At 44.5% G+C, this 12,451-nt stretch carries 14 protein-coding genes; 11 read left to right on the top strand and 3 right to left on the bottom strand.

Annotated features, from left to right (window positions below; genetic code table 11):
- Positions 1-52 precede the first annotated feature (52 nt).
- From argF to EDC16_RS11740, 3 genes are all read left to right on the top strand, one after another.
- Positions 53-1,057, top strand: a complete 1,005-nt coding sequence (argF, locus tag EDC16_RS11750; protein ID WP_132968044.1) for an ornithine carbamoyltransferase — start codon at positions 53-55, stop codon at positions 1,055-1,057.
- Between the two features lie 65 nt (positions 1,058-1,122).
- Positions 1,123-1,512 carry a RidA family protein gene (locus EDC16_RS11745; RefSeq protein WP_132968043.1) on the top strand — a complete coding sequence of 130 codons (390 nt, stop codon included), beginning with the start codon at positions 1,123-1,125 and terminating at the stop codon, positions 1,510-1,512.
- Between the two features lie 199 nt (positions 1,513-1,711).
- Entirely contained in the window at positions 1,712-3,046 is a 1,335-nt protein-coding gene (locus EDC16_RS11740; protein ID WP_132968042.1) for an NAD(P)/FAD-dependent oxidoreductase, read from the top strand.
- Positions 3,047-3,095: 49 nt separating this feature from the next.
- On the opposite strand, the gene EDC16_RS11735 is transcribed toward EDC16_RS11740, so the two are convergent.
- The 3 genes from EDC16_RS11735 to EDC16_RS11725 form a co-directional block, all read right to left on the bottom strand.
- Complete coding sequence (locus tag EDC16_RS11735; protein WP_132968041.1) at positions 3,096-3,464, bottom strand: helix-turn-helix domain-containing protein; 369 nt, start codon at positions 3,462-3,464, stop codon at positions 3,096-3,098.
- Positions 3,465-3,469: 5 nt separating this feature from the next.
- Positions 3,470-3,775: a type II toxin-antitoxin system HigB family toxin gene (locus EDC16_RS11730; RefSeq protein ID WP_132968040.1), complete on the bottom strand. Its 306-nt coding sequence runs from the start codon at positions 3,773-3,775 to the stop codon at positions 3,470-3,472.
- A gap of 470 nt (positions 3,776-4,245) precedes the next feature.
- Positions 4,246-4,605: a DUF488 domain-containing protein gene (locus EDC16_RS11725; RefSeq protein WP_132968039.1), complete on the bottom strand. Its 360-nt coding sequence runs from the start codon at positions 4,603-4,605 to the stop codon at positions 4,246-4,248.
- A gap of 120 nt (positions 4,606-4,725) precedes the next feature.
- Between EDC16_RS11725 and dmsD the strand changes: the two genes are divergently transcribed.
- The 8 genes from dmsD (at position 4,726) to EDC16_RS11685 (ending at position 12,443) form a co-directional block, all read left to right on the top strand.
- Complete coding sequence (gene dmsD / locus EDC16_RS11720) at positions 4,726-5,343, top strand: Tat proofreading chaperone DmsD (RefSeq protein ID WP_132968038.1); 618 nt, start codon at positions 4,726-4,728, stop codon at positions 5,341-5,343.
- Between the two features lie 159 nt (positions 5,344-5,502).
- Positions 5,503-6,636 carry a Fic family protein gene (locus EDC16_RS11715; protein ID WP_132968037.1) on the top strand — a complete coding sequence of 378 codons (1,134 nt, stop codon included), beginning with the start codon at positions 5,503-5,505 and terminating at the stop codon, positions 6,634-6,636.
- Between the two features lie 565 nt (positions 6,637-7,201).
- Positions 7,202-7,771 carry a ferredoxin-type protein NapF gene (gene napF, locus EDC16_RS11710; protein ID WP_132968036.1) on the top strand — a complete coding sequence of 190 codons (570 nt, stop codon included), beginning with the start codon at positions 7,202-7,204 and terminating at the stop codon, positions 7,769-7,771.
- 138 nt (positions 7,772-7,909) lie between these two features.
- Positions 7,910-8,311, top strand: coding sequence for a hypothetical protein (locus tag EDC16_RS11705; RefSeq protein ID WP_132968035.1), 402 nt, complete (start codon positions 7,910-7,912; stop codon positions 8,309-8,311).
- A gap of 2 nt (positions 8,312-8,313) precedes the next feature.
- Complete coding sequence (locus tag EDC16_RS11700) at positions 8,314-9,483, top strand: YhfX family PLP-dependent enzyme (protein ID WP_132968034.1); 1,170 nt, start codon at positions 8,314-8,316, stop codon at positions 9,481-9,483.
- Positions 9,477-10,703 (top strand): phosphopentomutase, encoded by a 1,227-nt coding sequence (locus EDC16_RS11695; RefSeq protein WP_132968033.1) that lies wholly within the window; start codon positions 9,477-9,479, stop codon positions 10,701-10,703. The genes EDC16_RS11700 and EDC16_RS11695 overlap by 7 nt, the downstream gene beginning before the upstream one ends.
- Positions 10,704-10,711: 8 nt before the next feature.
- A complete protein-coding gene (locus EDC16_RS11690) occupies positions 10,712-11,071 on the top strand; it encodes a DUF2620 domain-containing protein (protein WP_132968032.1) in 360 nt (119 codons plus the stop codon).
- A gap of 31 nt (positions 11,072-11,102) precedes the next feature.
- Entirely contained in the window at positions 11,103-12,443 is a 1,341-nt protein-coding gene (locus EDC16_RS11685) for a YhfT family protein (protein WP_132968031.1), read from the top strand.
- The last annotated feature ends 8 nt before the right edge of the window (positions 12,444-12,451 follow it).

Raw genomic sequence — 12,451 nt, 5'->3', positions numbered from 1 at the left:
TTCGGGTAGAATCAAGCCAATCCGCTTTTCCATTCAAAACAAGAGGTCAATCATGCCGTTTAACTTACGCAACCGCCATTTTCTGCGCTTAATGGATTTTAGCCCGACGGAAATTCAATTTCTGCTCACCTTATCCGCTGAGCTGAAAAAAGCCAAGTACAGCGGCACCGAACAACCGCGTTTACGTGGCAAAAATATTGCCCTGATTTTCGAAAAAACCTCAACCCGCACTCGCTGTGCTTTTGAAGTGGCGGCGTTTGATCAGGGGGCCAATGTCTCCTACATCGGACCCAGTGGCTCACAAATTGGACATAAAGAATCGATGAAAGACACCGCCCGCGTGCTGGGTAGAATGTATGATGGCATCCAATATCGCGGTTATGGACAAGAATTGGTAGAAACTTTGGCGAATTATTCCGGTGTGCCTGTATGGAACGGCTTAACCAATGAATTCCACCCGACTCAAATCCTCGCTGATTTTTTAACTATGCTGGAACACGGCAACGGCAAGCGCTTAAACCAAATGAAACTAGCCTATCTCGGCGATGCACGCAACAATATGGGTAACTCGTTTGTCGAAGGCGCAGCATTGATGGGATTGGATCTACGCTTAGTCGCACCAAAACAGTTCTGGCCTGATCAGGCATTATTAGATCAAGCCGCTGAAATTGCAGCAAAAACCGGTGCAAAAATCCATTGTACTGAAAACATTAACGACGGCGTGAAAGGCGTGGATTTCCTGTATACCGACGTCTGGGTTTCAATGGGAGAGCCACCGCAAGCATGGCAACAGCGGATTGAGCTGATGAAACCCTATCAAGTTAACCGTCAATTATTAGCGCTGACCGCCAATCGACACGTGAAATTCCTGCATTGTCTGCCGGCGTTTCACGACGATCAAACCGTTGTTGGCAAAGAAATGTTGCAGAAATACGGTATGAATGGACTGGAAGTCAGTGACGAGGTGTTTGAATCAGAGGCTTCTATCGTATTCGATCAGGCAGAAAACCGCATGCACACCATTAAAGCCGTGATGGTGGCCACATTAGGCGATTAATCACGCTGCAAAACCGCACTTTACGTGTTTATTACCCCCTTAAAAATGAAAATAGGAAAATAGAAATGACAAAAATTATCCATACCGAAAAAGCCCCAGCCGCCATCGGTCCTTACGTTCAAGCCGTGGACTTGGGTAATCTGGTGCTGACTTCCGGTCAAATTCCGGTCAATCCGAGCAACGGCGAAGTGCCACAAAATATCCAAGCGCAAACTCGCCAATCACTGGAAAACGTCAAAGCGATTATCGAACAAGCCGGATTACAGGTTAAGGACATTGTTAAAACGACGGTTTTTGTGAAAGATCTAAATCAATTCACTACGCTAAATGCAGAATATGAAGCCTTCTTCAAAGAAAACAACCACCCCAATTTTCCAGCGCGTTCTTGTGTTGAGGTGGCCCGTTTGCCAAAAGATGTGGGCGTCGAAATCGAAGCAATAGCGGTTAGAAAATAATCCTTTTGTTCGCATACCATGGGCGGATTTCAGATCCGCCCCTAAACCCACCACTCAAAAACCGCACTTAAATAACCTTTCTGGCTTAAACGCTGTGTTCTTAGAATAAATGCTTGACTTGCGATTAAATTAATTGAAAAAAATATAACAAAAGCGCAAAATCCGATTTATGATTTTTTAACTTTTGAGAGTATTTATTATGCAAAAAATTGTCATTGTCGGCGGTGGTGCCGGCGGGCTGGAGCTGGCAACCTTTCTCGGGCACAAACTGGGACGCAAGAAAAAAGCCAGCGTCACGCTAGTCGACCGCAACCAAACCCATTTATGGAAGCCATTGCTGCACGAAGTGGCGACCGGCTCACTGGATGATGGTGTCGATGCCTTAAGCTATCGTGCCCACGCCAAAAACCACGGTTTCTCCTTTCAACAAGGTAGTATTACCGCACTTTCACGCGAAAAGCGCAATGTTACCTTAGCGCCAATTTGTGACGACAATGGCGATTTGCTGGTTTCGGAGCGTAAAATTCCCTACGATATTTTAGTGTTGGCGATCGGCAGTAAATCCAATGATTTCAATACCAAAGGCGTTGCCGAACACTGTATTTTCCTCGACAGTCCGGAACAGGCGCACCGCTTCCAACACAAAATGCTCGGTTTATTTTTAAAATTCTCCGAAAACCGCACTTCGCCGGACATGGTTGAGTTAGAACAGAAACTACCGTTGGTCGATCCTAACAATGTCAACATTGCGATTGTCGGCGCCGGGGCAACCGGAGTCGAGCTGTCTGCGGAATTGTATAACACCGCAAAACACCTCTCCTCCTACGGTTTCGGCAAAATCGACAACAGCTGTTTGAAAGTCACCTTGGTCGAAGCTGGCAATAAAATCCTACCGGCGCTGCCGGATCACATTTCTGCCGCCGCCCATTATGAATTGCAAAAATTGGGCGTTGATGTGCGCACCAACACCATGATTACCGAAGCCAATGCGGCAGGGCTGCAAACCAAAAGCGGCGAAACCATTCCGGCAGATTTGATGGTGTGGGCGGCAGGCATTCGCGCTTCAGATGTGACGCAACAATTCGACGGTTTGGAAGTCAATCGGCTCAATCAATTAGCGGTTAAAGAGACCTTACAAACTACGCTGGACGAACATATTTTTGCCATTGGCGATTGCGCTTCACTGTTGCAAAAAGACGGCAAACCCGTGCCGCCACGAGCACAAGCGGCACACCAAATGGCAACCACTTGCGGCAAAAATATTCTGGCATTGTTGGAAAACAAACCAATGAGAATTTTCACTTATTACGATCACGGCTCACTGGTTTCGTTATCAAAATTCAGCACCGTCGGTAGTTTGATGGGGAACTTAATGAAAGGCTCAATGACCGTTGAAGGTCGAATTGCCCGTTTTGTCTATGTTTCACTGTATCGCATGCACCAAGTCGCGCTACACGGCTGCTTCAAAACCGGCTTAATCATGCTGGTCGGACGAATCAACCGTTTTATCCGCCCATCAATGAAACTGCATTGATCCATTCCGTCACCGCACTTTGCTCCCCTTCTAGCTTAAAAGTGCGGTTTTACAACTCATAAGCCCGAATCAAATGCTCCAGCGGAAAACCAAATTGTTGGTGCAACTTGCGGATCATTCCCAAGGTTAACTTGCGTTTTTTATTCAACACTTCATACACCCGATTCAGCTGCCCAATTGCCGGCACCAAATCTTTTGCGGTCAATCCCTCTTGCTCCATACGAAATTTAATGGCTTCAATCGGATCCGGCGGCTCAATCGGATAGTGCTTGGCTTCATAGGCTTCAATCAATAACACCAGAATTTCCATTTTATCAAATTCAGCAGAGCCTATTTCAGGTTGATGATCAAACATGGGTGAAATAATCGCCAATGCTTCTTGGTAATCTTGTTCAGTTCTAAGTGGTTTAATATCCATGCTTCTTAATCCTTGATTTCGACAATATTGGCATCAATTTTATCGTACTGCTGATGTGTCCCAATAAATTTTATATATATCCAGCCAACAGGATAAAAAATTGAGGTCACTAACCTAAAATCATTCCCTTTAATGTTAAATACCACCCTATTATTTTTTAGAATACTGGCATTGCCATATGTGGCTTTTACATCATTCGGACTCCGCCAATTTGCTTTTTTAACCTCTTCAACCCACAGTTTCAATGGTTGCTCGGCAGTGGGATAATTCTGCCAAAAATGCTTTAATGTTGCGACTTTCAATATTTTCACTGCGATTAATCCTTGGTCAGTCTAGTCCCAAAATGGGATTATGACAAGTATTGTATTGTCACTACAGACTACTTACCGCTGCAAACTTAGCGATTAATCAGCGGAAAAATCGGATGGCGGATCGCAAAAATATTTTTTATCCTCAAATTAAATAGCGTAAAATTAGAAAGTTGATTAGGGTCTGTTGATGTTTGTTTATATTTTGAGTTGTCGTTTAAAATAAGCACAATCTAGGCGTAAGCCGAAATCAATAGTGGGACTATTGATGAGGGTTGCAACGACGAGTGTGCTTATTTTAAACACAATCCATAGGACTATGACGCTTTTTCGCCACTACTTTTGGTACTACAGCGGCGTTAAAAATCGTTCGTTTAGAATGACTAAACTTCACAACTTTTGCCTTATTTATTTGCAAAAAGAGTGGCGAAAAAGTGTCTATAGCTCAAATTATAAACAAACATCAACAGACCCTATTCAATTTCACCTTGCAACACGCTCTGCAACACCGGCAAATGGCTGTGTTCAATCACTTTTGCCGCTGTCAGCAATGTCAAACGATCATACTGCGCGTGCAGTTGGCGCAGTTGTTGTAAATCGGCTTGCACCGCCTCCGCGCTCAGCTCTTGCCGATAACGACGGCAAAATTCATCATAATGCGCAAGCGGATCTTGGTGCAGCCATTGCCGCAGTTCATTGGACGGTGTCACCGCTTTCAGCCACAACACCCCATCCAACCGCACTTTGGCAATCCCGCGCGGCCAAAGCCTGTCTGCCAACAGTGCCGGAAAATCATTTTCATCAAAGGTATAGACGCGTTTAAGGTAGTACATCGTATAATCTCCAAAAATAAAGTATTAATCTCATTATTGCTTGAATTTGACGCAACACAACCGTTTTTTGTCGATTTATGCTAATCTGATTCCATCATTAACATCATTAAATGAAATAGTATGAACACAGTTTTAACCTCCATTTCTCAATTTGGGCGAATTTTAGGTTCGCTGTTTTATCATGCACCGGAGCAGGTGCAAAACCAGTCGCTATTAGCACTATTTCAGCATGGCGAATGGCAGGTAAGTTGCGATTTTTTAAGCCAAGCAAAACGGGAGCAGATTCAGCACTGCTTGACCCAGGGAATTGCTCAAGGGCAAGCGCAGTTGAATGAGGATTTTCAAGCGTTGTTTATTGGTCCGAATTCGCTACCGGCGCCACCTTGGGGATCGGTTTATCTGGACAAAGAGACGGTAATTTTTGGCAGTTCATTGCTGGAATTGCGTGATTTTATGCAGACCTACCACATCAATCTGGAGCTGGCACAAAACGAGCCGGAAGACCACTTTGGTTTGATGTTGATGATGGCAGCATGGCTGGCGGAAAACCAACCGGAGCAACTCAATGAATTTTTACAGCAACATTTGCTGACATGGTCAGGGCGCTTTCTCGAACTGCTGATCGCCGAACAGCACCACACTTTCTACCGCGGTTTAGGACTGTTGAGCCAAGCATTGTTAGACAACTGGCAGCAACAGTTGCAACTTGAAGTACCGAAAGTGCGGTGGTATCGCTAATAATTCTGTATCATATTTTACTTATATATCCTCAATAGCTTTTGGTATTCCTCAAAAAGTAATTGAAATTCTGAAAAATGATATACTTATGTTTATAAAGCTATACCGCCAATTAATTCAAAATATAAAACATAATTAAATATATTGTCAGGAGTATTTGTGAAATTTGAAACCTTTAAAGCAGGTGAATGGCAACAGCAATACCAATATAAAAGTTTTTTACCTGTGACAGTCAATCGAGAATGGATATGGGAAGATTCACAAATCAATACCTTATTAGAACGTGCCTCACGCACGTTGGCAGAGCTGGATGCCTTTACCCTAATAGTACCTGACGTCGATTTATTTATTCAGATGCATATTACTAAGGAAGCGAATAATTCATCACGCATTGAAGGAACGCAAACCCATATTGATGAAGCTGTTTTAGACAGTAGCCAACTGGCACCGGAGAAACGTGATGATTGGCAAGAAGTACAAAATTATATTCAAGCAATCAATGATGCCATTGATGAATTGCAACGCTTGCCACTATCAAATCGTTTGTTGAAACAGACGCATGCTATTTTAATGCAAGGCGTGCGTGGTGAACACAAAACTCCGGGAGAGTTCAGAACATCACAAAATTGGATCGGAGGAAGCAATTTGACCAATGCTGTATTTATCCCTCCTCACCCAAATGAAGTGCCTATTTTAATGAGCGATCTAGAATTATTTTGGCATAACGATCAGATCAATGTACCTGACTTAATTCGTATTGCGATTAGTCACTATCATTTTGAAACAATTCATCCTTTTCTTGACGGCAATGGTAGAATAGGGCGGCTTTTAATTGCACTTTATTTGGTCGGAAAAGGTTTATTGCGTAAACCTTCGTTATATCTTTCAGACTTTTTTGAACGAAACCGTGCTAGCTATTATGACGCATTGATGCGTGTACGGATTTCTAATGACATGACACATTGGGTTAAATTCTTTCTGTCGGCAGTCATTGAAACGGCAAGCAAGGGCAAACAAACATTTGAGAATATTTTGGCATTGCGACGAGAAATTGACCAAAGAGCTTTTGCTTATGGAAAACGGGCTGAAAATGTTCAATTACTCTTACGCCATCTCTATCGTCGTCCTGCTATTACCGTGACTCAAGCAAGTAAGTTGATAAAGAGTAGCCATCAAACTGCCTCCTCATTGCTGAATAAGATGGCTGAAGATGGTATTTTACAAGAAATTACAGGCTATCAACGCAACCGAGTGTTTATGTTTTCTCGTTATTTAGACTTATTTGAGACTTAAAAGTACTTATCTGTATTAGGCGCTGTTAATATTTGTTTATAGCTCAAATTATAAACACCCCCTAAGTTCAGACCGTAAAATGGAGATAATCTATTTTATGTGTAAGTTTAAAGTACCAAACATTACATATAAATCTTTATGTGTAAGATTGTGGGGTCTAATTTGAGATAAAACCGATACAACATATTTTCGATCCTAAGTTGCTACAGTAGGGCAAATTTTATCCAACTACAAAAACAATTTTTAAATATAGTAGGGTCTGTTGATCTTTGTTTATATTTTGAGTTGTCGTTTAAAATGAGTACAAGCTAGGCGTAAGCCGAAATCAATAGCGGGACTATTGATGAGGATTACAACGACGAGTGAGCTCATTTTAAACACAATCCGCAGGACTATGACGCTTTTTCGCCATTACTTCCCGCTACTACAGCGGTGTTAAAAGCTGCTCGTTTAGAATGACTAAACTTCACAACTTTTGCCTATTTATTTGCAAAAAGAGTGGCGAAAAAGTGTCTATAGCTCAAATTATAAACAAAGATCAACAGACCTTACATAGGGATAAGCCGTGACTAAAAAAAACGAGCGCTACTACCAAGCTTTTCTACAGCACAACCATATCTCGCGTCGTGGCTTGCTGCGTGGGGTGTTTAATGCCGGTCAAAAGGCACAGCAGCAAATCAGTAGTGAAGTCTATCAGCGACAAGCCACTCGTCCGCCACAAGCCGTTGCCGAGCCGTTGTTTTTAAAATTTTGCAATGGCTGTGGTGACTGTGTGTCCGCTTGTCCGTATGGTTTAATCCGTTTGCAAAATCAAAAAGCGCTGCTTGAAATTGATTTTTGCAGTTGTGATTTGTGCGGGAAATGTACTGAAACCTGCCAAACCGGTGCATTACATCACGAAGTGCGGTCAGACACCGAGCTGCGACCGCACTTTAGTCATCTGTGCTTACGCCAAAAAGGACGCAGCTGCACGCTGTGTGAAACCAGCTGTGCAACAAATGCCATTTCGTTTGATCGCGCCAGCCAAAAAATCATTTTGGACACAGAAAGCTGCAACGGCTGCGGCGAATGCAAAATCAGCTGCCCGTCGCACTACATTGAATTGAAATTAAAGCCATCTTCTGTTTTAACCTAGGGTCTGTTTTTTATCGATTTTTCCGGCAGGAAAAACAAATTTCCACAAGATTTCCCGATTGTTATTTGCTATATTCAATCCATTCAAGCGATACGTTACCAACTCAATAATTATTTGAATAAAATCTTAGAGGTCGCTATGCAACGCTTTGATTTATTAAAGAATGCCAACCTGATTAATAGTGCGGTTTACCAAATTATTTATACGGTCAAAAACCAATTTAAACAGTGGCAACTCGATTGCGAAACGCCGCAAGTGGAAATGTTGCTGACCCATTTGGCGATGGCATTAATGCGACTGATTAATCATACGCCAGAACAGCACGCCTTGACGCACGAAGTATTGACTGAAATCGAAAGTAGTGAACACTACCAGAACTTAATGGCTCACCATCAAATTGTCTTAGGTATTATTGACGAGAGTTTACCCGATTTGACTATTCCCGCCGCCGAAGAGAGCTATCTGATTGCCAATTTATATAGCTTAATGCTCGCCCAGCCCCAGTGTTTCCAGCCGAGTCGGCAAAAAAGTGAGGCTTAGCCATGTTTTTGAGCGCATTACAAAAACAAAATCCGCGTCTAATCGACAGTGCAATAGCCCTCTGGCAAGCAGGAAAAATTCTGCCTGATACTTATGTGATCGATGTCGATCAAGTGCTGGAAAACGGCAAAAAATTGGTTGCCTGTGCCAAACAACACAGCTTATCGTTATATATTATGGGCAAGCAGTTCGGCAGAAATCCCTATTTATGCCGTGAGTTATTAAAACTGGGATTTGACGGTATTGTAGCAGTTGATTATAAAGAAGCACGCCAATATTACCGCCATCATCTGCCGGTCGCCCACGTTGGGCATTTGGTGCAATGCCCGACGATGATGTTACAGCAGATCATCAAAAATAAACCGCAAGTGATGACAGTTTATTCGTTGGAAAAGGCAGCACAAATTTCACAAGTCGCCCAGAAATTAAATATTACTCAGCCAATAATGCTCAAAATCTGCACTCCACAGGATATTTTTTATCAAGGGCAGGAAAGCGGTTTTTTACTCACTGAATTGCCGGATACGCTTAAAAAAATAAACGCATTAGCCAATATTCGTGTTGTCGGGGTTACCCATTTTCCCTGTTTATTAGCGGATTTATCAACCAATAGTCCAGATGGAATCACGACTACGCCCAATTTTAATTCTTTATTGCAGGCAGCGAATATTTTACAAAACAATCAATGTGAATTAACGCAAATCAATGCGCCCTCTTTAACCTGTTGTGCTTCAATACCGTTATTGAAAAATGGTGGCGCAACCCATGCGGAGCCGGGACACGCATTAGCCGGCACGATTCCGATCAATCAAAACGGGGAGCAGCCGGAAAAAGTTGCCATGCTGTATCTCTCTGAAATTTCGCATCATTTTGATCAGCATTCGTACTGTTTTGGCGGCGGCTATTACCCGCGAGGGCATCTTGAAAACGCACTGGTGGGACAAACGTTGCAACCAAGCAAAATGCTGCCGTTTGAGGTGGGTAATATTGATTACCACTTGGTGCTGGACGGTATTTTTCCGATCGGTGCGCCGGTGGTGATGTGTTTTCGAACCCAAATTTTTGTCACCCGCAGCGATGTCGCCTTAATTAGCCATGACAGCAATGGCAACCCGGAATTAATCGGTATCTTTGACAGTCAAGGCAATGCACGGGAGTCAGCCTTATGCTAAAAAAATTTATTGTGATCGTGATCGACGGCTTCGGGGTTGGTGAAATGCCCGATGTTGCCCAAGTGCGGTCACAAGACATCGGCGCTAACACCTGTGAACATATTTTGCAGCAAAAACCACGGTTGCAACTGCCAACCTTAGCACGACTGGGTTTAATCAATGTGTTGGGCAAACCCTATAATCAAATGGATTTCTCCTCTGAGGCAATTTTCGGCAAAGCGCTGTTGCAACATCAAGGGGCAGACACCTTTATGGGGCATCAGGAAATTATGGGAACCTTGCCGCTTGCACCGTTGGTGATGCCGTTCAATCAGGTGATTGATCAAGTAGCAGCGCATCTAACCGCCACCGGCTATCAGGTTGAACGCCTGAGCCGAGACGGTCTGTCACTGCTTTGGGTCAACGGACACATTGCGGTCGGTGATAATTTAGAGGCGGATTTAGGGCAGGTTTACAACATTACCGGCAATATTAGTGCTGTCGGTTTTGACACCATTTTAGCTGTCGGACAGCAAGTGCGGGAAATAGTGAAAGTCGGGCGCGTGATTGCCTTTGGTGGCGAACTGGCGTACAGCCAGCAAATTCTGGATGCAATCGAATGCAAACAACAACACTATATCGGGGTCAATGCCCCCAAATCCGGCGCCTACGAACGTGGCTTTCAAGTCGCCCATCTCGGCTATGGCGTCGATCGTAAAACCCAAGCGCCTTATCTGCTGCAACAAAAAGGCATTGCAACAGTATTGATCGGCAAAGTTGCCGATGTGGTACAAAATCCGCAAGGTATCAATTATCCCCGTTTGGTCGATTCTGAGCAGATTTTACAGCTCACCTTAGAGCATATTCAAGCAGCGCAAAGCACTTTTATCTGTACCAATATTCAAGAAACTGACCTCGCCGGTCATGCGCAAAATATCGATCGCTACGCTGATCGACTGCAACTGGTTGATCGTTGGTTAGCCAAGATCTTACCCTGTATCGGCGAGCACGACTGCTTAGTCGTGTTGGCAGATCACGGCAATGACCCGACGGTCGGTCACAGCCTGCACACTCGTGAAAAAGTACCGCTGTTGGTGTATCAACCCGGCAAAGCAGGCTTTAATTTGGGCGAACGCGCTAGCCTGTCCGATGTCGGCGCTTCGGTCTGTGCGTTTTTTGACGCCGAAGCTCCACAAAATGGACAGTCCTTTACCGCACTTTTAGTTGATAACACTGAGTAGGAGAAAATATGAAAATTGTAGTAGGCGGACAAATCGAGAAAGAACTTTTGGCGACCACCTTGCGCAACGCCTTGGCGGCAGCACAAATCGAGGCGGAAGTGAATGTTTTAAACGATATTGAAGCCGCAATGGCAATTCAAACCGGGCAGGCGGAGTACTATTTCGGCGCATGCAATACTGGCGGCGGTGGCGCGCTGGCAATGGCGATTGCAATCATCGGCGCCAACCGCTGCGCTACACTGGGAATGCCCGGCAAAATTTTGTCCGACGCAGAAATTGCTCAAGCTGTTGCCGACGGCAAGGTGGCGTTTGGCTTTACTGCACAGGATATTGAACGAATTGTACCGGTGGTGGTTAAATTGTTGTGATCTCCGACTCACCTCATTTAAGGAGTAACCCATGGAATTCTTGGCTAAATTAATGGAGATCCCATTACAAAATCTGGCATTAATGGCGGCTATCGGCGCAATTTCAGCGATGATGGCAAATCGAGGCATTGCCGTTTTCCATGACGGTTTGCGACCGCTGGTGCCGGAATATATTGAGGGACGTATGAGCCGCAAAGCCCTTGCCGCAACCAGCTTTGCCTTAAGTTTCGGTTTGGTAATCGGCTTCGGGATTCCTTTTTCGCTCACAGCACCGATTATTTTGGTTCACAGTCTGTTGTTGGGCACCGATGTGATTGGTACTTGGACCAGCGACAGCAAAAAAGGCTTTATATTATCCGGCATTCTCGGTGCTTTGTATGCAATTGCCTTAATGGTCGGATTAAAATCCGTGGTTGAGCTGTTTGCCTTAATGCCGGTTAATTTTATTAGCGCCCTGAGCAAAGTCGGCGATCCGATCATCGCCTGTTTTGCAATTTTCCCGGCGTTGGTGGTCTCCTACCAATACGGTTATAAAAAAGGAATTTGGGTACTGATCGCCACCATTATCGGCTATGCTTTAACCAAAACTGTCGGTGAAATTCAGTTTGGCGCAGCCGACACCAAACCAGTCAAAATTGATCCGAACGGCGTGGCGCTGCTGTTTTCGATGATTGCGATGTTCTATTTTGCGATGCGCGAAAAAGCCAAACCATTGGCAGAAGGGCAAAAAGGCAGTAACGAAATGTTGGTCGGATTGTTTTCCGAGCGGGTAAAACGGATTCAAAAACACACTTGGTTACTGGCACTCAGCGGCGGTTTGACTGCGGTTGCCGCCACCATGTCTTTTAGCCTGTTGGCAGAAGGTCCGGTCTCTTTGCAATTGATGGCACAAGATCAACAAACCAGCGCCACCCTGGTTGCGTTGGCAAGAGCAGTCGGTTTTATACCCCTGGTCGGTACCACCGCCATCGCAACCGGCGTTTATTCACCTGACGGCATGAAGTTTATTTTTGTCGCCGGTCTGGCTATCGACAATCCGATTCTCGCCTTTATCGCAGGCTGTGTGATTATGATTTTAGAGGTAAAATTCCTCGCAAATCTGGCACTGTGGCTGGATAAATATCCCGGCGTCAAAGCCTGCGGCGACCATATTCGTACCGCAATTACCAAAATGTTGGAAGTTTCGCTGCTGGTCGGCGGCATGATTGCTTCTAACGCAATTCTGCCCGGCATGGGCTTTATGATTGTAGCCGGTATCTATTTGCTCAACCGCACTTCTAAACGACCGTTGGTAGAAATGGCGATTGGCCCGGTTGCTACGATTATTGTCGGCATCACCGCCAATATTTTAATGTTAATCGGTTTAAATTAGGAGTTCAC

This window comes from Testudinibacter aquarius (genome assembly GCF_004342725.1).
Classification (GTDB): Bacteria; Pseudomonadota; Gammaproteobacteria; order Enterobacterales; family Pasteurellaceae; genus Chelonobacter; species Chelonobacter aquarius.
This window is presented reverse-complemented; position numbering and strand designations above follow the sequence as displayed.

Coding starts and splice junctions, on each gene's coding strand:
- argF (WP_132968044.1), top strand. CDS start 53: ATGCCGTTTAACTTACGCAACCGCCATTTTCTGCGCTTAATGGATTTT.
- EDC16_RS11745 (WP_132968043.1), top strand. CDS start 1,123: ATGACAAAAATTATCCATACCGAAAAAGCCCCAGCCGCCATCGGTCCT.
- EDC16_RS11740 (WP_132968042.1), top strand. CDS start 1,712: ATGCAAAAAATTGTCATTGTCGGCGGTGGTGCCGGCGGGCTGGAGCTG.
- EDC16_RS11735 (WP_132968041.1), bottom strand. CDS start 3,464: ATGGATATTAAACCACTTAGAACTGAACAAGATTACCAAGAAGCATTG.
- EDC16_RS11725 (WP_132968039.1), bottom strand. CDS start 4,605: ATGTACTACCTTAAACGCGTCTATACCTTTGATGAAAATGATTTTCCG.
- dmsD (WP_132968038.1), top strand. CDS start 4,726: ATGAACACAGTTTTAACCTCCATTTCTCAATTTGGGCGAATTTTAGGT.
- EDC16_RS11705 (WP_132968035.1), top strand. CDS start 7,910: ATGCAACGCTTTGATTTATTAAAGAATGCCAACCTGATTAATAGTGCG.
- EDC16_RS11700 (WP_132968034.1), top strand. CDS start 8,314: ATGTTTTTGAGCGCATTACAAAAACAAAATCCGCGTCTAATCGACAGT.
- EDC16_RS11695 (WP_132968033.1), top strand. CDS start 9,477: ATGCTAAAAAAATTTATTGTGATCGTGATCGACGGCTTCGGGGTTGGT.
- EDC16_RS11690 (WP_132968032.1), top strand. CDS start 10,712: ATGAAAATTGTAGTAGGCGGACAAATCGAGAAAGAACTTTTGGCGACC.
- EDC16_RS11685 (WP_132968031.1), top strand. CDS start 11,103: ATGGAATTCTTGGCTAAATTAATGGAGATCCCATTACAAAATCTGGCA.